The organism is Streptomyces sp. NPDC004284 (genome assembly GCF_042874035.1).
Taxonomy (GTDB): Bacteria; Actinomycetota; Actinomycetes; order Streptomycetales; family Streptomycetaceae; genus Streptomyces.
Map to the genome: position 1 here is coordinate 307,974 of NZ_JBIAMJ010000007.1, position 18,534 is coordinate 326,507.

Consider the following 18,534-nt stretch of genomic DNA (forward strand, 5'->3'; position numbering starts at 1 on the left):
GGCCGTATGGCCATTCGGGTCACGGGAAAACCGGTCCGCCTCCCTCCTCCGGGCCCCGTACACTGGCTCCAGCGAAAGGCATGGATGGGGACGAGTAGCGTCGCAAGCAGCCATGAGCGACCCGGGGACGGTGAGAGCCCGGGGGCGAGCCCGATGTGAAGCATCACCCCGGAGCCGTCGGAAGAAAGCCGCGTGACAGCGCGGTGACTAGACCCGGCGTCGCGACCCCAATGAGGGGGCTCAGGGCGTCCGCGCCCGGGGCCAAGGAGGGTGGTACCGCGGGAGCAGTGCTCTCGTCCCTCCGGACGGAAACGTGGCACATCCGCCGGAGGAAGATCGATGTCTTCGCAGTACCGCCAGGTACCCGCCCAGGTAGACCTGTCCGCGCTCGAGCACGCCGTGCTCGACTTCTGGCGCGACAACAAGGTCTTCGCCAAGACCCTGGAGCAGTCCGAGGGACGCCCCGAGTGGGTGTTCTACGAGGGTCCGCCCACCGCCAACGGCATGCCCGGTGCCCACCACATCGAGGCCCGCGTCTTCAAGGACGTGTTCCCCCGCTTCCGGACCATGCGCGGCTACCACGTGGCCCGCAAGGCCGGCTGGGACTGCCACGGCCTGCCGGTCGAGCTCGCCGTCGAGAAGGAGCTCGGCTTCTCCGGCAAGAAGGACATCGAGGAATACGGCATCGCGGAGTTCAACGCGAAGTGCCGCGAGTCCGTGACCCGGCACACCGACGCCTTCGCCGAGCTCACGACCCGCATGGGCTACTGGGTCGACCTCGACGACGCGTACCGGACCATGGACCCCTCGTACATCGAGTCGGTCTGGTGGTCGCTGAAGCAGATCTTCGACAAGGACCTCCTGGTCCAGGACCACCGCGTCGCCCCCTGGTGCCCCCGCTGCGGCACCGGCCTCTCCGACCACGAGCTGGCGCAGGGCTACGAGACGGTCGTCGACCCCTCCGTGTACGTCCGCTTCCCGCTCACCTCCGGCCCGCTGGCCGGCAAGGCGGCGCTCCTCGTCTGGACGACGACCCCGTGGACCCTGGTGTCCAACACGGCGGTCGCCGCGCACCCGGAGGTGACCTACGTGGTCGCCACCGACGGCGACGAGCGCGTCGTCGTCGCCCAGCCGCTGGTCGAGAAGGCGCTCGGCGAGGGCTGGGTCACCACGGGCGAGTCCTTCACGGGCGCGGAGATGGAGCGCTGGACCTACCAGCGCCCCTTCGAGCTCGTCGAGTTCCCGAGCGCCGGCGAGGGAAGCGACGAGCACAGCCCGGCCGAGGCCCACTACGTGGTCAACGCCGAGTACGTCACGACCGAGGACGGCACGGGTCTGGTCCACCAGTCCCCCGCCTTCGGTGAGGACGACCTCAAGGTCTGCAAGGCGTACGGCCTGCCGGTCGTGAACCCGGTCCGCCCCGACGGCACCTTCGAGGAGGACGTGCCGCTGGTCGGCGGCGTCTTCTTCAAGAAGGCCGACGAGGCGCTCACCGCCGACCTCGACGCGCGCGGCCTGCTCTTCAAGCACATCGCGTACGAGCACAGCTACCCGCACTGCTGGCGCTGCCACACGGCCCTGCTCTACTACGCGCAGCCGTCCTGGTACATCCGCACGACCGCGGTCAAGGACCGCATGCTGGCGGAGAACGAGAAGACCAACTGGTTCCCGGAGTCGGTCAAGCACGGCCGCTTCGGCGACTGGCTGACGAACAACGTCGACTGGGCGCTCTCCCGCAACCGCTACTGGGGCACCCCGCTGCCGATCTGGCGCTGCGAGGACGACCACCTGACCTGCGTGGGCTCGCGCGCCGAGCTCACCGAGCTGACGGGCACCGACCAGTCGGAGCTCGACCCGCACCGCCCGTACATCGACGCGGTCACCTTCCCGTGCCCCAGCTGCTCGAAGACCGCCACCCGCGTGCCGGAGGTCATCGACGCCTGGTACGACTCGGGCTCCATGCCGTTCGCGCAGTACGGCTACCCGTACAAGAACAAGGAACTCTTCGAGTCCCGCTACCCGGCGCAGTTCATCTCCGAGGCCATCGACCAGACCCGCGGCTGGTTCTACACGCTGATGGCCGTCGGCACCCTCGTCTTCGACAAGTCGTCCTACGAGAACGTGGTCTGCCTCGGCCACATCCTCGCCGAGGACGGCCGGAAGATGTCCAAGCACCTGGGCAACATCCTCCAGCCGATCCCGCTGATGGACCAGCACGGCGCCGACGCCGTCCGCTGGTTCATGGCGGCCGGCGGCTCCCCGTGGGCGGCCCGCCGCGTCGGCCACGGCACGATCCAGGAGGTCGTCCGCAAGACGCTCCTGACGTACTGGAACACGGTCGCCTTCCAGGCGCTGTACGCCCGTACGTCCGGCTGGGCGCCGAGCGCGGCCGACCCGGCGCCGGCCGAGCGCACGGTCCTCGACCGCTGGCTGCTCTCCGAGCTGAACACGCTGGTCGCCGAGACGACCGAGGCGATGGAGTCGTACGACACCCAGCGCACCGGCAAGCTCATCTCGGCCTTCGTCGACGACCTCTCCAACTGGTACGTGCGCCGCTCGCGCCGCCGCTTCTGGCAGGGCGACGCCTCCGCGCTCCGCACCCTGCACGACGTCATCGAGACGGTCACGCGCCTGATGGCCCCGCTGACCCCGTTCATCACCGAGCGGGTCTGGCAGGACCTGGTGGTGCCGGTCACGCCGGACGCCCCGGAGTCGGTGCACCTGGCGACCTGGCCGGAGGCGGACGCCTCCCTGATCGACGGCACGCTCTCGGAGCAGATGCTCCTGGTCCGCCGCCTGGTCGAGCTGGGCCGGGCGACGCGGGCGGAGTCGGGCGTGAAGACCCGTCAGCCGCTGTCCCGCGCGCTGGTCGCGGCGACGGGCTTCCCGGCCCTGTCTCCGGAGCTCCAGGCCCAGATCACGGAGGAGCTGAACGTCTCCTCCCTGGCCTCCCTGTCCGAGGTCGGCGGCTCGCTCGTCGACACGACGGCCAAGGCGAACTTCCGCGCGCTCGGCAAGCGCTTCGGCAAGGGCGTCCAGGACGTGGCGAAGGCGGTGGCGGCGGCCGACGCGGCGGCCCTCTCGCTGGCGCTGCGGTCCGGTGAGGCGTCCCTGGTGGTGAACGGCGAGGAGATCACCGTCACCCCCGAGGAGATCATCATCACGGAGACCCCCCGCGAGGGCTGGTCGGTCGCCTCCGACTCCGGCGCGACGGTCGCCCTCGACCTGGAGATCACCCCGGAGCTGCGCCGCGCGGGCCTCGCCCGTGACGCGATCCGCCTGATCCAGGAGGCCCGCAAGAACAGCGGCCTGGACGTCGCGGACCGCATCGCGCTGCGCTGGACCTCCACGTCCCCGGAGACGGCGGAGGCCCTGACGGCGCACGCGGAACTCATCGCGGACGAGGTGCTGGCCACGGACTACGCCTCCGGCGAGGCCGACGACACCTACGGCAGCCCCTTCGAGGACGAGTCCCTCGCCCTCACCTTCCGCCTCCGCAAGGCCTGACGCACCAGAAGGGCCCGGCACCGCTCGGTGCCGGGCCCTTCGCCGTACCCGCCCCCGCCGGGCGGGGGTACGGCGAAGGGCCGGTCCCCCCGGAGGGGAACCGGCCCTTCGTGACTGCCGACGGCTACACGCTCGGGTGGCGCCGCGTCAGTTGTCGTCCTCGTCGATCAGGAAGCCCCGCATCGGCGCCGGCGCCTGCTGCATCGGCTGGGGCGCCTGCGGACGGACCGGAGCCATCGGCTGGGTCATCGCCGGGGACATCTGCTGCTGGCCGCCGTAGGAGGGGGCACCGCCCATGGACGGGGCACCGCCCATCGCGCCGTTGCCGCCGTAGGACGGCGCGCTCGCGCCCGCCGAGGCCATCGACGGGGCCGGCGGCAGCGAGGCCGTGGCCGGGGTGCGCGGCGGAGCCAGCGAGTCGTCCGCCTGGGTCTCCAGCTGACGCAGCTGGGACTCCAGGTAGGACTTCAGACGCGTGCGGTACTCGCGCTCGAAGCCGCGCAGGTCCTCGACCTTGCGCTCCAGCGTGGCGCGGGCGGACTCCAGGGAGCCCATCGCGACGCGGTGCTTCTCCTGCGCGTCCCGCTCAAGAGCGTCCGCCTTGGCGCGGGCGTCCCGCTCCAGGCCCTCGGCGCGGGAACGCGCCTCGCCGACGATCTTGTTGGCCTCGGAGCGCGCCTCGGCGATCGCCTGGTCGGCGGTCTGCTGGGCGAGCGAGAGGACACGCGCGGCACTGTCGCCACCGGGGCCCTGCTGCGGCTGCGGCTGCTGCATCTGCGGCGGCATCTGCTGCTGCATCTGCTGCTGCGGGTGACCCATGGGGCCGCCCTGCATCGGGCCGGGACCCATCGGGCCGCCCTGCATGGGACCGCCCTGCATCGGGCCGGGGCCCATGGGGCCGCCCTGCATGGGGCCGGGGGGAAGCGCGGGGGCACCGGAGGGCAGCTGCGGCGGACCCATCTGCGGCTGCTGCTGCTGGGCCGGCGGTCCGGATATGGCGGCGGGCACCGGCGCGCCGGGACCGACGGGACGATCCTGCGGCTCCGGGGGCTTGCGCATGCCCTGCTGCTGGTTCTGCGCGGCGGCACGCGTCGCGGCGGCCAGCTTGGCGCGCAGGTCCTCGTTCTCGCGGAGCAGGCGGGTCAGTTCGGCTTCGACCTCGTCGAGGAAGGCATCGACCTCGTCCTCGTCATAGCCTTCTCGAAGGCGGACGGTCGTGAACTGCTTGTTCCGCACGTCCTCGGGGGTCAGCGGCATCTCTTCTTCACCTCTACGTAGTCGTCGGCAGTCGGCAAGACCGTATCGTCCACTTGTTCCTCCACCATCACCCCGCGAAGCGGCTCACGATGGAGATCAGGATGTAGACGATGATCATCAGAACGAAGAAGGACAGGTCGAGTGCCACGCCCCCGAGACGCAGCGGCGGGATGAGTCGCCGCAGAAGCTTGAGCGGTGGATCGGTGACAGTGTAGGTGGCCTCAAGGACGACCACCATCGCCTTACCGGGTTGCCATGAACGGGCGAACTGGAAGACGTAGTCCATGACAAGCCGGACGATCAGGAGGACGAGGAAGCACATCAGCACGATGTAGACCACCTGTAGTGCGACGCCCATCCCGCGTTTCCCTCTCCCCTGGCTTCCGTGCTCTCGCTTGTCCGGCCGCTTCGCGACCGGTCCGTCCGGTTGTCGTGTTCTCAGCTCTGGTTGAAGAATCCGCCCTCTGCGATCCGGGCCTTGTCCTCCGCCGTGACATCGACGTTAGCAGGCGACAACAGGAACACCTTCTGCGTCACGCGCTCAATGCTGCCATGGAGCCCGAAGACGAGTCCGGCGGCAAAGTCGACAAGTCGCTTCGCGTCCGTGTCGTCCATCTCCGTGAGGTTCATGATCACGGGGGTGCCCTCACGGAAGTGTTCCCCGATGGTACGGGCCTCGTTGTAGGTCCGCGGGTGCAGCGTGGTGATGCGGTACGGCTCCCGCTCGGACACGACCTTGGGCATGATCACCGGTGCGTTCTTCTCCAGGCTCGGGCGTTCGGGTGTGATGGATGCCACGGGGGCAATTCGGGCCGGACGTCCGCTTTCGGCGAGTACCGGGACAGAATGGGCGATCGGCTCCCGGGGGGCCGGAGGCTGCACCACTCGCACCGGCTCCTCGCGCTCCACCTGACGCGGGGGGGTGTGGCGCCGGTCGCGCTCGGGCTCCGGCTCCAGCTCGGGTTCGAAGTCGTCGTCGGGGTCGAAGCCCCGGCCGTCGTACCCATCGTCCTCCACGAGGCCGAGGTAGACCGCCATCTTGCGCATCGCGCCGGCCATTCTCTGAGTCCTCCGCTCTGTGGTGGATCGGCCTTGTCACCAAGTGCCGGCGATCCACGGGCCATCCCGCCGTTCTGCGGAATGACCATATTTTCTGCTGTGGTCCGACTTGCTTCGCGACGTTACCCGAGCTTCGGGCGGACACCGAGTACCGCCGTACCGACGCGTACGTGTGTCGCCCCGGCAGCGATGGCCTCTTCGAGGTCCGCACTCATCCCTGCTGACACCATGTTCGCAGCAGGACGGGTCGCGCGCAGGACAGTCGACAAATCCATCAGCCGGTCGAAGGCGGCACGTTGCCGGCCGGCGTACTCCCCGGCGAGCGGGGCGACGGTCATCAGTCCGTCGAGCCGCAGTCCGGGCGCGGCGTCCACGGCCGCCGCCAACTCCTCGATCCCGTCCGGCGCGATGCCGCCGCGGTCGCCCCGCTCGCCGGACTCGGCGTCGAGCGCGACCTGGATCAGGCAGCCGAGCTCGCGGCCCTCCTTCTCCGCGGCCGCGGAGAGAGAGGAAACGAGCTTCAGGCGGTCGACGGACTGCACCACATCGGCATAACCCACCACGGATCTGACCTTGTTGGTCTGCAACTGGCCCACGAAGTGCCAGTTCAGGTCAAGATCGGAACAGGCGGCCGCCTTGGGGGCTGCGTCCTGGTCCCGGTTCTCGGCGACGTGTCGGACACCGAGCCCGTGCAGGAGTCTGACGTCGCTCGCGGGGTAGGTCTTGGTGACCACGATCAGGGTCACCTCCTCCCGCGGGCGCCCGGCGGCGGCGCACGCGGCGGCGATGCGCTCCTCCACCCGGGCCAGGTTCGCGGCGAGTTCCGACTTGCGGTCCGTCATCAGTTCTTCCCTGCCAACCAGACATATCCCGCGAGTCGCCCCGTGGTGCGATCGCGGCGGTACGAATAGTGGTCGCGCGATTCCAGGGTGCAGACCCCGGCGTCCGCGACGTCCCGGACCCCGAGCCGCTCCAGCTGCGCGCGCACTCCGGCGGCGACGTCGACGGCGGGGGTCCCCCAGGAGGTCTCGGCGTACGCGGCCGGTTCGACGGCGGCGACCTCGGCGCGCATCGCCTCCGGCACTTCGTAGCACCGGCCGCAGACGGCCGGTCCGGTGCGGGCGACGATCCGGGCGGGGTCGGCGCCGAGCTTCACCATCGCCCCGACCGCGGCGGGGACGACTCCGGCGACCATCCCGGGCCGCCCGGCGTGGGCGGCGGCCGCGACTCCGGCGACCGGGTCGGCGAGGAGGACCGGGACGCAGTCCGCGGTGAGGACGGCGAGGCCGAGTCCGGGGCGGGCGGTGACGATCGCGTCGACGGACGGGATCTCCCCGTCCCCCCACGGTCCGTCGACCTCGGCGACGTCGGCGCCGTGGACCTGGTTCATCCAGACCACCCGCGCCGGGTCGAGCCCGAGCGAGCGGGCGGCGAGCCCCCGGTTGGCGAGGACGGCCTCCGGGTCGTCCCCGACCGCCCCGCCGAGGTTGAGCTCCTCGTACGGAACGGCGCTCACCCCGCCCCACCGGTCGGTGAAGGCGAAGTGGGCGCCGTTCGCGTCGAAGCGCTGCCCTATCACTTCAGGAAGTCCGGGACGTCCAGCTCCTCGGCCTGGCTGTCCGCGTACGGACGGGCCGGCGGGACGACCGGCGGGACCGGCGGCAGCGGGGCCTCGTTGACGACCGGGGCGGGCTCGACCGGGACGGACACCGGCTCCTCGCGCGGGGCGAGGGTGCCGAGGCCGCCCAGCGGGCGGGGGGTCTCGGCGATGCGGGGCGCCGGGGCCGGCTCCTCGCGCTTGGCCGAGACCGAGCCGATGATGTTGTCCCGGCGGGCCGGCGGCTGGCCGCCGTCGAAGCCGGCCGCGATGACGGTGACCCGGACCTCGTCACCGAGGGCGTCGTCGATGACGGCGCCGAAGATGATGTTGGCCTCGGGGTGGGCCGCCTCGCTGACCAGCTGCGCGGCCTCGTTGATCTCGAAGAGACCGAGGTCGCTGCCGCCGGAGATGGAGAGCAGCACGCCGCGGGCGCCGTCGATGGAGGCCTCCAGGAGCGGCGAGGAGATCGCCATCTCGGCCGCCGCCACCGCGCGGTCGTCGCCGCGGGCGGAACCGATGCCCATGAGCGCCGAACCGGCCTCGGACATGACCGACTTGACGTCGGCGAAGTCGAGGTTGATCAGACCCGGGGTGGTGATGAGGTCGGTGATGCCCTGGACACCGCTCAGCAGGACCTGGTCGGCCGACTTGAAGGCGTCGAGCACGGAGACCTGGCGGTCCGAGATCGAGAGCAGCCGGTCGTTCGGGATGACGATGAGGGTGTCGACCTCTTCGCGGAGCTCGGCGATGCCGTCCTCCGCCTGGTTGGCGCGACGGCGGCCCTCGAAGGTGAACGGCCGGGTGACCACACCGATCGTCAGGGCGCCGAGCGAGCGCGCGATGTTGGCGACGACGGGCGCGCCGCCGGTGCCGGTGCCGCCGCCTTCGCCGGCGGTGACGAAGACCATGTCGGCCCCCTTGAGGACCTCCTCGATCTCCTCACGGTGGTCCTCTGCCGCCTTGCGACCGACGGCCGGGTTGGCCCCGGCCCCGAGGCCGCGGGTGAGTTCACGGCCGACGTCGAGCTTGACGTCGGCGTCGCTCATCAACAGCGCCTGCGCGTCGGTGTTGATCGCGATGAACTCGACGCCCTTGAGGCCGACCTCGATCATTCGGTTGATGGCATTGACACCACCGCCGCCGACACCGATGACCTTGATGACTGCGAGGTAGTTCTGCGGTGCTGCCACGTCGAAGGCCTCTCGCCTCGAGTTACGTGTCGTCGCTGCGCGGTTGGTCGCGCCGCTCCGACGGATGCCGATTGGGACGGTCCGAATAGCCGACCCGAACCCTAACGTTGAAGTTTAGGGTTACCAGTGTCGCTGTTCGTTGGACTCTTCCGAACAGGACACTAAGTCGACAAGTGGCGCACGTTCAACGAACACGCCGAACCTCCCGTTTTTCTTTTCACCCTATGTGATCACCCGTAGCGCTGGCCAACCAGGGTGCTGGCCAGCGGAGATACCCGTCAACTTCAGGACGAGGCGGGCGCCGTGGGGGCACTTACGTCGAAGTGCCCCGCTTTGGGCGTGGCCTTCAGGAGGGCGGTCAGCACCCGGGCCTTGACGGGCCCGTGCTCACCGCTGCCCCAGAAGACCGTTCGCCCCCTGGTCAGTTCCAGAGTGACGGAGTCGTACGAGGTGATGCGCACGACACGAGTGTCCCGCGCGATTTGTTCCGGGAGTTCACCCCGGACGCGGACCGCCTCCCGAAGCAGCCGGTCCGCGCCGAAGCGGCGGAGGCTCGGCGAGGAGGCGCTGTCGAGGACGAGTCGGGGCACGCCGCGGGGGGCGGTGTCGACCGTGGCGAACCGCACGCCCGCCGAGTCCACTTCGATGAACTTTCCGCCCTTTTCCACCAGGAGAACGGGCTGCCGTTCTGTCACTTTCAGCCCGATTCCGTGCGGCCACGACCGCACCACGTCGATCGAGTCGATTCGCGGCAGTTCCTGCCGGAGCCGGGCCTCGATCGCGTCGGTGTCGACGGTGACGAGCGGGGCGCCCATGGGAACCGCGGCGACCGCCTCGACCTCGGCCGGCGTCAGCACCCCGGTGCCCGAAGTCTTCACACGTTCTACACGGAACCAGGTCGACCCGTAGAGCGCCCAGACCCCGCCGACCACGAGCACGACGAGGCCGAGCGCCACGAGGACCACCCGGGGGGCGGGCACCCGGAACCGACGGTTCCGGGCGTCCGCGCCGGACGACCGCCCCGACGACCCCTTCGACTTGCTGGTACCGCTCTTCTCCGCGGTCGTCGGTCCGGCTGCCACCCGGCGCCTCCTGCCCTCAGTCCCCCGCTAGCGGGAGGCGATCGCCTCGTACACCATGCCGACGAGCAGGTCGTCGGCGTCCCGGCGGCCGAACTCGGCGGCGGCGCGGGACATCTCGTACAAACGGTGCGGATCGGCCAGTACGGGCAGGACGTTGCCCTGCACCCACTGCGGCGTCAGCTCCGCGTCGTCGACGAGGAGTCCACCGCCGGCCTTGACCACCGGCTGGGCGTTGAGCCGCTGTTCGCCGTTGCCGATGGGCAGCGGGACGTAGGCGGCGGGCAGTCCGACGGCGGAGAGCTCGGCGACGGTCATCGCGCCCGCACGGCAGAGCATCATGTCGGCCGCGGCGTACGCGAGATCCATCCGGTCCACGTACGGTACCGGCACGTAGGGCGGCATACCGGGCATGTTGTCGACGCGCGGCATCTCGTTCTTCGGGCCGACCGCGTGCAGGATCTGGATGCCGGAGCGCTGGAGCACCGGGGCGATCTGCTGGATCACCTCGTTGAGCCGCCGGGCGCCCTGGGAGCCGCCGGAGACGAGCAGCGTCGGCAGGTTCGGGTCGAGGCCGAAGGCGGCGCGCGCCTCGGGCCGCACCCGCGCCCGGTCGAGGGTCGCGATGGTGTGCCGCAGCGGGATGCCGATGTAGCGGGCGTTGCGGAGCTTGCTGTCCGGGGTGGCGACGGCGACCCCGGCCGCGTACCGCGAACCGATCTTGTTGGCCAGGCCGGGCCGGGCGTTGGCCTCGTGGACCACGATGGGCACCCCGAGGCGCTTGGCCGCGAGATAGCCGGGCAGGGCCACGTAGCCGCCGAAGCCGACCACGCAGTCCGCCTTGGTGCGCTCCAGGACCTGCTCGGCCGCCTTGATCGTGCCGCGCAGCCGCCCCGGGACGGTGATCAGCTCGGGGGTGGGCTTGCGGGGCAGCGGTACGGCGGGGATGAGCGCCAACTCGTAGCCCCGCTCGGGCACGAGCCGGGTCTCCAGGCCCTTCTCCGTGCCGAGCGCCGTGATCCCCACACTGGGGTCCTGCCTGCGCAGGGCGTCCGCGAGGGCGAGCGCCGGCTCGATGTGGCCGGCGGTCCCCCCGCCGGCGAGTACGACATGCACCGAAATTCACCGCTCTCCGGACGGGCGCTTCTTGACGCGCCGTCGCATCGACTTCCATCTCTTCCCGGCCCGCTTGCCCCAGCCGGGGCGGCGCATGGCCAGGGCCGCTTTCGCGGCGGGTTCCTGTCGCGCGAAGGCGACGAGGAGCCCGACGGCGAACATGGTCGGCAGCAGGGCCGACCCTCCGTAGGAGAACAGCGGGAGCGGGACACCGGCGATCGGCAGCAGACCGAGCACCGCACCGATGTTGACCACGGCCTGGGCCGTGATCCAGGTGGTCACACCTCCCGCGGCGAACCTCACGAAGGGGTCCTCCGTGCCTCCGGCCACGCGGATACCCGCATAGCCTAGAGCCGCGAACAGGGCGAGTACCGACAGCGTCCCCGCGAGGCCCAGTTCCTCACCGGTGACCGCGAAGATGAAGTCGGTGTGGGCTTCGGGGAGTTGACCCCATTTCTCGACGCTCGCGCCGAGTCCGGAACCGAACCATCCGCCCGAGGCCAGAGCATAGATTCCGTGCGCGGCCTGCAGACAGGGGGCTCCCTCGCCGCCGGGGTCGGAGGCCATGATGCACTGGAAGCGGTCCATCCGGTGCGGGCTCGTCTTGATGAGCAGCGCCCCGATCGCGCCGGCCACCGCGAGCACCCCGACGAAGAGCCGGGTGGGCGCTCCGGCGGTCCACAGGAGGCCGAAGAGGATCGCGGTGAGGATGATCGCGGTGCCCATGTCGCCGCCGAGCATGATGAGCCCGAGCAGCAGGAGGGTGCCGGGGACCAGCGGCACCAGCATGTGCTTCCACTGGGCGAGCAGCTTCATGTCCTGTTTGCGGGCGAGCAGATCGGCCCCCCACAGGATCAGCGCCAGCTTGCCGAACTCGCTGGGCTGGAGCATGAAGGGGCCGCCCAGCGAGATCCAGTTCTGGTTGCCGCCGACGTTGCGCCCTATCCCGGGGACCTGGACGAGCACCATCAGGAAGACCGCACCGACCAGGATCGGATAGGCGAGGGCCCGGTGCAGCTTGACCGGCATCCGCGAGGCGGCCAGGAGCAGTCCGGTGCCGAGCAGGGCGGCGAAGAACTGCTTGCGGAAGAAGTAGGAGGGCACCAGCTCGTAGCGGAGTGCCGTGATCATCGAGGCGGAGTAGACCATCACGAGGCCGAGCGTGGTGATGAGCAGCGCGGCGCCGATGATCACGTAGTACGCCGTCAGAGGCCGGTCCCAGGCCTTCTGCGCCCGTCTGTACAGCCCCCGTACGCCCCCGCCGCGCGCCCGCCGCGGGGTCGCGGGAGCCCGCCCCCCGCCGCGTGCGGCGGAGGGCCGGCGCGTCCCGGCGATCTTGCTCGGCATGCTCGCTGTCCCCTCCGGTCGTGCCCGGTCCGGCCGGACCCTCCCGCTGGTCGGGTCAGGCGTCCCCGGTGGCGGCGAGGGCGCGGACGGCGTCCGCGAAGGCCTCGCCCCGCTTGTTGTAGTTCGTGAACATGTCCATCGAGGCGCAGGCCGGGGCGAGCAGGACCGTGTCCCCCGGGGCGGCGAGCCGGGCCGCTTCGCGGACCGCCTCGGACATCGCACCAGTGTCGGTCCGGTCGAGGTCCACCACCGGGACCTCCGGGGCGTGTCGCGCCAGGGCTTCGCGGATCAGGGCCCGGTCGGCGCCGATCAGGACGGCTCCGCGCAGGCGCTTCGCCGACTTCTGGACGAGCTCGTCGAAGGTCGCGCCCTTGGCGAGGCCGCCGGCGATCCAGACGATCGGGTCGTAGGCGGCCAACGAGGCTTCCGCGGCGTGGGTGTTGGTGGCCTTGGAGTCGTCGACGTACGTGACTCCCTGGACCTCCTCGACCAGTTCGATGCGGTGCGGGTCGGGCCGGAAGGCCTTGAGGCCGTCCCGTACGGCCTTCGCCTCGACGCCGAAGGCGCGCGCGAGGGCGGCCGCCGCGAGGGCGTTGGCGATGTTGTGCGGGGCCGGGGGCTGGACGTCGGCGACCTCGGCGAGCTCCTGGGCGTTCTTCTGCCGGTTCTCGACGAAGGCCCGGTCGACGAGGATGCCCTCGACGACGCCGAGCTGGGAGGGGCCGGGGGTGCCGAGGGTGAAGCCGATGGCGCGGCAGCCCTCCTCGACGTCGGCCTCGCGCACCAGGTCCTCGGTCGCCTCGTCGGCGACGTTGTAGACGCAGGCGACCTTGTTGCCCTCGTAGATGCGGCCCTTGTCGGCGGCGTACGCCTCCATGGAGCCGTGCCAGTCGAGGTGGTCGGGCGCCAGGTTGAGCACGGCGGCCGAGTGGGCGCGGACGGAGGGCGCCCAGTGCAGCTGGTAGCTGGAGAGCTCGACGGCGAGCACGTCGTACTCCTGCTCGCCGAGGACGGCGTCGAGGAGCGAGACGCCGATGTTGCCGACGGCGGCGGTCCGCAGGCCGGCCGCCTCCAGGATCGAGGCGAGCATCCGCACGGTCGTGGTCTTGCCGTTGGTGCCGGTGACCGCGAGCCAGGGGGCGGCCTCGGGGCCGCGGAGGCGCCAGGCCAGCTCGACGTCGCCCCAGACCTCCACGCCCGCCTCGGCGGCGGCCGCGAAGAGGGGCTTGTCGGGCTGCCAGCCGGGGGTGGTGACGATCAGCTCGGTGCCGGCCGGCAGGGTCGCCCCGTCGCCGAGGCGGACGGTGATGCCCTCCGCCTCCAGTTCGGCGGCCTGCGCCCGGGAGCGCTCGTCGTCGCCGTCGTTGACGACGGTCACGAGCGCGCCGCGGGCGTGCAGGACGCGGGCGGCCGGGATGCCGGAGATCCCGAGCCCCGCGACGGTGACCTTCTTGCCGTTCCAGTCGAGCTGTTCTGTCACTTGTCCGCTGCCCATCCCGCGTAGAAGAGGCCCAGGCCCACGATCACGCACATGCCCTGGATGATCCAGAACCGGACGACGACCAGGACCTCGGACCACCCCTTGAGTTCGAAGTGGTGCTGGAGGGGGGCCATCCGGAAGACGCGCTTGCCGGTCAGCTTGAACGAACCGACCTGGATGACCACGGACATCGTGATCAGGACGAACAGGCCGCCGAGCAGCGCGAGGAGGAGCTCCGTACGGGAGCAGATGGCGAGACCGGCGAGGGCGCCGCCGAGGGCGAGCGAGCCGGTGTCACCCATGAAGATCTTGGCGGGCGAGGTGTTCCACCAGAGGAAGCCGAAGCAGGCGCCCATCAGCGCGGAGGCCACGACCGCGAGGTCGAGCGGGTCGCGGACCTCGAAGCAGGCGTTGGGGTTGGTCAGCGTGATCGCGTTGGCGCAGGACTCCTGGAACTGCCAGAGCCCGATGAAGGTGTACGCGCCGAAGACCATCACCGAGGCGCCGGTGGCCAGACCGTCCAGGCCGTCCGTCAGGTTCACGCCGTTGGACATGGCCAGGATCATGAAGAGCGCCCAGACCACGAAGAGCACCGGGCCGATGTACCAGCCGAAGTCCGTGATGAAGGAGAGCTTCGTGGAGGCCGGGGTCAGCCCGCGCACGTCCGCGAACTGGAGCGAGAGCACCGCGAAGGCGATGCCGACGATCAGCTGGCCGGCCATCTTCGCCTTGGCCCGCAGACCGAGCGAACGCTGCTTGACGATCTTGATGTAGTCGTCGAGGAAGCCGACCAGGCCCATGCCGGCCATGAGGAACAGCACCAGGACGCCCGAGTACGTCGGGTCCTCACCGGTGATGACCTTGGCCAGCGCGTACGCGATGAGCGTGGCCAGGATGAAGGAGATGCCGCCCATGGTGGGCGTGCCCTTCTTCCCGGCGTGACCGCGCGGGCCGTCGTCACGGATGAACTGCCCGTACCCCTTGCGGGCGAGGAGCTTGATCAGCAGCGGCGTGCCGATCAGGGTCAGGAAGAGCCCGATGGCCCCCGCGAAGAGGATCTGCCTCATCGGCCGGTGACCTCGCCCTCGGTGTCGAGGAGCGCCAGCGCGACCTGTTCGAGACCGACCGACCTGGAAGCCTTCACAAGGACGACGTCCCCCGGACGCAGCTCCCTGCGCAACAGGTCGACAGCCGCCTGCGCGTCGGACACGTGCACCGACTCCTCACCCCACGAACCCTCGTTATATGCGCCCAGTTGCAGCCAGGACGCTTCCCTGTCCCCGACCGCGACGAGCTTGCTGACGTTGAGCCGGACGGCAAGCCGTCCGACCGCGTCGTGCTCGACGAGCGATGCGTCACCGAGCTCGGCCATCTTGCCGAGCACCGCCCACGTACGAGCCCCTCGGGCCTGTGCGGCCCTGCCCATGGCCGCGAGCGCGCGCAGGGCGGCTCGCATGGACTCGGGGTTCGCGTTGTAGGCGTCGTTGACGATCGTCACGCCGTCCGGACGCTCGGTGACCTCCATGCGCCAGCGCGACAGGGTGCCGGCCTCGGAGAGCGCGGTGGCGATCTCTTCGACAGGCATGCCCAGCTCGTGCGCGACGGCGGCCGCTGCGAGCGCGTTCGACACGTGGTGCTCACCGTACAGGCGCAAGGTCACGTCACTGCACCCGGTGGGTGTGTGAAGCCTGAAAGAAGGCTGTCCGTTCTCTGTGAGGTGGACGTTCTCGGCCCGTACGGCCGCTTCGTCCGCTTCTCCGAACAGGGTCACGCGGGCCTTGGTGCGGCTGGCCATCGCGCGGACGAGGGGGTCGTCGGCGTTGAGGACGGCGATTCCGCCCTCCTCGGCGGAGGGCAGGGCCTCGACGAGCTCGCCCTTCGCCTCGGCGATCTGCTCCCGGCCGCCGAACTCGCCGATGTGGGCGGTGCCCACGTTGAGGACGAGGCCGATGCGGGGCGGGGTGAGCTCCGTCAGGTAGCGGATGTGGCCGATGCCGCGGGCGCCCATCTCCAGGACCAGGTGCCGGGTCTCGTCACTCGCGCGGAGCGCGGTGAGCGGCAGGCCGATCTCGTTGTTGAGCGAGCCGGGCGTCCACACGGTGGGCGCGTGCCGGTCGAGGACCTGGGCGATCAGGTCCTTGGTGGAGGTCTTGCCGGCCGAGCCGGTGAGGGCGACGACATCGGTGCCGAGCCGTTCCACGACCGCGCGGGCGAGGGTCCCGAGCGCGGTCTGGACGTCGTCCACGACGATGGCGGGGACGCCGACGGGACGGACGGCGAGCACGGCCGTCGCTCCGGCCGCGACGGCGCGCTCCGCGTAGTCGTGGCCGTCGACGTGCTCACCGGTGAAGGCCGCGAAGAGGCTGCCGGCCCGCACCTCGCGGGAGTCGATGACGACGGGCCCGGTGATCCGGGCGGCCGGATCCGGTATGTCGTGCGCCTGCCCGCCGACGATTTCGGCGATCTCGGCGAGGGAGAGGGCGATCACTGCTTCATCCCTGACTGTTCTCGTGGCGGTGTGCGTCCTGCTGGCTGAGAATCGCCTCGCGCAGGACCTGACGGTCGTCGAAGGGGCGTACGACCCCGGCGATCTCCTGGCCCTGCTCGTGGCCCTTGCCGGCGACCAGGACGGTGTCGCCGGGCCGCGCGCGGGCGACGGCGGCGGCGACGGCGGCGGCCCGGTCGGGTTCGACCAGGACGGCGCCGCGCTCCCCCGCGGGCACCTCGGCGGCGCCGGCGAGCATGGCGGTGAGGATCACCAGGGGGTCCTCGGAGCGGGGGTTGTCGGAGGTCAGGACGGCGGTGTCGGCGAGCCGGGCGGCGGCGGCGCCCATCGGGCCGCGCTTGGTGGTGTCCCGGTCGCCGCCGCAGCCGATGACCACGTGCAGCCGGCCCTCGGTGACCTCGCGCAGGGAGCGCAGGACCGATTCGACGGCGTCCGTCTTGTGCGCGTAGTCGACGACCGCGAGGTACGGCTGTCCGGCGTCGACCCGCTCCAGGCGGCCCGGGACGCCGGGGACGGCCGCGACGCCCTCGGCGGCGGCCTTCGGGTCCAGGCCGGCGGCGGCGAGGGTGGCGATCGCGGCGAGGGTGTTGGCGACGTTGAACGGGCCGGGCAGCGGGGCGGTGGCCGAAATCCGCTCCCCCTCGGGGCCGACGGCGGTGAACGTCGAGTCGTGGGAGCCGAGGACGAGGTCCTCGGCGCGCCAGTCGGCGTCCGCGCGGCCCTCGGCGGAGAAGGTGACGACCGGGACGGTCGCCTCCGCGACGAGCCTGCGGCCGTACGCGTCGTCGGCGTTGACCACGCCCAGGCGGCTGCGCTCGGGCGTGAAGAGCGCGGCCTTGGCCCGGAAGTAGTCCTCCATGTCGGAGTGGAACTCCATGTGCTCCGGGCTGAGGTTGTTGAAGACGGCGACGTCGAAGACGCAGCCGTCGACCCGGCCGAGCACGAGGGCGTGGCTGGAGACCTCCATGGCGACGGCCTCGACGCCCCGCTCGCGCATGACGGCGAAGAGGGCCTGGAGGTCGGTGGCCTCGGGGGTGGTGCGCTCGGACTTGATGCGCTCGTCGCCGATCCGCATCTCGACCGTGCCGACCAGCCCGGTCTTCCGCCCGGAGCCGCGCAGCCCGCCCTCGACGAGGTAGGCGGTGGTGGTCTTGCCCGAGGTGCCGGTGATGCCGATCTGCAGGAGGTCCTCGCCGGGGCGCCCGTAGATCTCGGCGGCGAGTTCGCCCATCCGGCCGCGCGGGTTCTCCACGACGAGGACCGGGAGGCCGGTCGCGGCGGCGCGCTCGGCACCCGCCGGGTCGGTGAGGATCGCGGCGGCGCCGAGTCCGGCGGCCTGGGCGGCGAAGTCGGCGCCGTGGAGGCGGGCGCCGGGCAGGGCCGCGTACACGTCCCCGGGGCGCACGGCCCGCGAGTCGTGCGTGATGCCCGAGATCTCGGTGGTCTCGGAGACGTCGGCCCCGAGCTGCGCGGCCAGGTCGCCCAGGGGTGTCGGGCGGGCCTGCTCCGGCCGGGGTGGGGCGTTTCTGTACTGATCAGCGTGTGGCACGGCGGTGAGCGTACCGGGCGCACCCTGTGCGGGGCCAAAAGAGCCCGGGGCCTCGCCGGAGTTCGATTTCCGGTTCCCGGAATGTGGGGTGATCGTTGTCACTGGTGCTCCCGGAGTGTCACGGGGTGGGTTCGAAGGTGACCGGCAGTCGGGCGGGTTCGCTGCCCGTGGGGGCGACGTGGAGGGTCTTGAGGGCGAACTCCATGACCTTCTTGTAGATGGGCCCGCAGATCTGGCCGCCGAAGTAGCTGCCCTTGGTGGGGTTCTGGATGGCGCAGTAGACGGTGATCTGCGGGTCGTCTGCGGGGGCGAAACCGGCGAAGGAGGCGGTGTAGCCCTTGTAGTAGCCGAGCTCGGGGTCGACGCGGTTGGCGGTGCCGGTCTTGCCCGCGACGCGGTAGCCGGGGATGGCGGCCTTGGTGCCGGTGCCCTCCCGGTCCTTGACGACGGACTCCAGCATCTGGGAGAGGGTCTTGGCGGTCTTCTCGCTGACGACCCGGGACTCCTTGGGCGCGGGGGCCGCCGCGAAGCGCCCGTCGGGCCCCTTGGTGCCGCGTACGAGGGTCGGTTCGATCCGTACGCCTCCGTTGGCGATGGTCGAGTACACGGAGGCGGCCTGCATGGCGCTGACGGAGAGGCCCTGGCCGAAGGGGATCGTGTACTGCTGCGAGGTGGACCAGTCCTGGGGCTTGGCGAGGATGCCGGGGGTCTCGCCGGGGAAGTCCAGGCCGGTGGGGCTGCCGATGCCGAACTTGCGCAGGTAGGAGTGGAGGACCCGGTTGGCCTCGGCCTGGTCCTTGCCGAGCTGGCCGGTGGCGGGGTGATCGTTGTCACTGGTGCTCCC

14 protein-coding genes and 1 pseudogene are annotated in these 18,534 nt (G+C 71.0%); 1 reads left to right on the forward strand and 14 read right to left on the reverse strand.

All coding sequences use genetic code 11. From position 1 onward, the window contains the following. Positions 1–339: 339 nt before the first annotated feature. The gene (gene ileS / locus ACFYUS_RS20695; protein WP_388853787.1) at positions 340–3,507 is read left to right on the forward strand and encodes an isoleucine--tRNA ligase; all 3,168 of its coding nucleotides are present in this window, start codon (positions 340–342) and stop codon (positions 3,505–3,507) included. Between the two features lie 147 nt (positions 3,508–3,654). On the opposite strand, the gene ACFYUS_RS20700 is transcribed toward ileS, so the two are convergent. The 14 genes and pseudogenes from ACFYUS_RS20700 to ACFYUS_RS20765 all read right to left on the reverse strand — a co-directional run. Continuing rightward, positions 3,655–4,764 (reverse strand): DivIVA domain-containing protein, encoded by a 1,110-nt coding sequence (locus tag ACFYUS_RS20700; RefSeq protein WP_388853790.1) that lies wholly within the window; start codon positions 4,762–4,764, stop codon positions 3,655–3,657. A 67-nt stretch (positions 4,765–4,831) separates the two neighbouring features. Further along, a complete protein-coding gene (locus ACFYUS_RS20705) occupies positions 4,832–5,122 on the reverse strand; it encodes a YggT family protein (RefSeq protein ID WP_388853793.1) in 291 nt (96 codons plus the stop codon). 80 nt (positions 5,123–5,202) lie between these two features. Continuing rightward, positions 5,203–5,823 carry a cell division protein SepF gene (locus ACFYUS_RS20710; RefSeq protein WP_030693462.1) on the reverse strand — a complete coding sequence of 207 codons (621 nt, stop codon included), beginning with the start codon at positions 5,821–5,823 and terminating at the stop codon, positions 5,203–5,205. A 122-nt stretch (positions 5,824–5,945) separates the two neighbouring features. Then, positions 5,946–6,665 (reverse strand): YggS family pyridoxal phosphate-dependent enzyme, encoded by a 720-nt coding sequence (locus ACFYUS_RS20715; protein ID WP_388853796.1) that lies wholly within the window; start codon positions 6,663–6,665, stop codon positions 5,946–5,948. Then, on the reverse strand, positions 6,665–7,402 hold the full coding sequence (gene pgeF / locus ACFYUS_RS20720; protein WP_388853799.1) for a peptidoglycan editing factor PgeF: 738 nt from the start codon (positions 7,400–7,402) through the stop codon (positions 6,665–6,667). Before pgeF ends, ACFYUS_RS20715 begins: the two co-directional genes overlap by 1 nt. Further along, on the reverse strand, positions 7,399–8,613 hold the full coding sequence (gene ftsZ / locus ACFYUS_RS20725; protein ID WP_388853802.1) for a cell division protein FtsZ: 1,215 nt from the start codon (positions 8,611–8,613) through the stop codon (positions 7,399–7,401). The genes pgeF and ftsZ overlap by 4 nt, the downstream gene beginning before the upstream one ends. A 284-nt stretch (positions 8,614–8,897) precedes the next feature. Then, a complete protein-coding gene (locus ACFYUS_RS20730; protein ID WP_388853805.1) occupies positions 8,898–9,695 on the reverse strand; it encodes a cell division protein FtsQ/DivIB in 798 nt (265 codons plus the stop codon). Positions 9,696–9,722: 27 nt separating this feature from the next. Further along, positions 9,723–10,808 carry an undecaprenyldiphospho-muramoylpentapeptide beta-N-acetylglucosaminyltransferase gene (murG, locus tag ACFYUS_RS20735; RefSeq protein ID WP_388853808.1) on the reverse strand — a complete coding sequence of 362 codons (1,086 nt, stop codon included), beginning with the start codon at positions 10,806–10,808 and terminating at the stop codon, positions 9,723–9,725. 6 nt (positions 10,809–10,814) lie between these two features. Further along, the gene (gene ftsW, locus ACFYUS_RS20740) at positions 10,815–12,155 is read right to left on the reverse strand and encodes a putative lipid II flippase FtsW (RefSeq protein ID WP_388853811.1); all 1,341 of its coding nucleotides are present in this window, start codon (positions 12,153–12,155) and stop codon (positions 10,815–10,817) included. 55 nt (positions 12,156–12,210) lie between these two features. Then, positions 12,211–13,650 (reverse strand): UDP-N-acetylmuramoyl-L-alanine--D-glutamate ligase, encoded by a 1,440-nt coding sequence (murD, locus tag ACFYUS_RS20745; RefSeq protein ID WP_388853814.1) that lies wholly within the window; start codon positions 13,648–13,650, stop codon positions 12,211–12,213. Next, on the reverse strand, positions 13,632–14,702 hold the full coding sequence (mraY, locus tag ACFYUS_RS20750) for a phospho-N-acetylmuramoyl-pentapeptide-transferase (RefSeq protein ID WP_388853817.1): 1,071 nt from the start codon (positions 14,700–14,702) through the stop codon (positions 13,632–13,634). Before mraY ends, murD begins: the two co-directional genes overlap by 19 nt. Beyond that, positions 14,699–16,123, reverse strand: a complete 1,425-nt coding sequence (murF, locus tag ACFYUS_RS20755) for a UDP-N-acetylmuramoyl-tripeptide--D-alanyl-D-alanine ligase (protein WP_388853820.1) — start codon at positions 16,121–16,123, stop codon at positions 14,699–14,701. The genes mraY and murF overlap by 4 nt, the downstream gene beginning before the upstream one ends. Before the next feature lie 4 nt (positions 16,124–16,127). Then, a complete protein-coding gene (locus tag ACFYUS_RS20760) occupies positions 16,128–17,792 on the reverse strand; it encodes a UDP-N-acetylmuramoyl-L-alanyl-D-glutamate--2,6-diaminopimelate ligase (protein WP_388853823.1) in 1,665 nt (554 codons plus the stop codon). 16 nt (positions 17,793–17,808) lie between these two features. After that, positions 17,809–18,507, reverse strand: a pseudogene (locus ACFYUS_RS20765) (penicillin-binding transpeptidase domain-containing protein); the annotation flags it as partial. Positions 18,508–18,534: the final 27 nt, after the last annotated feature.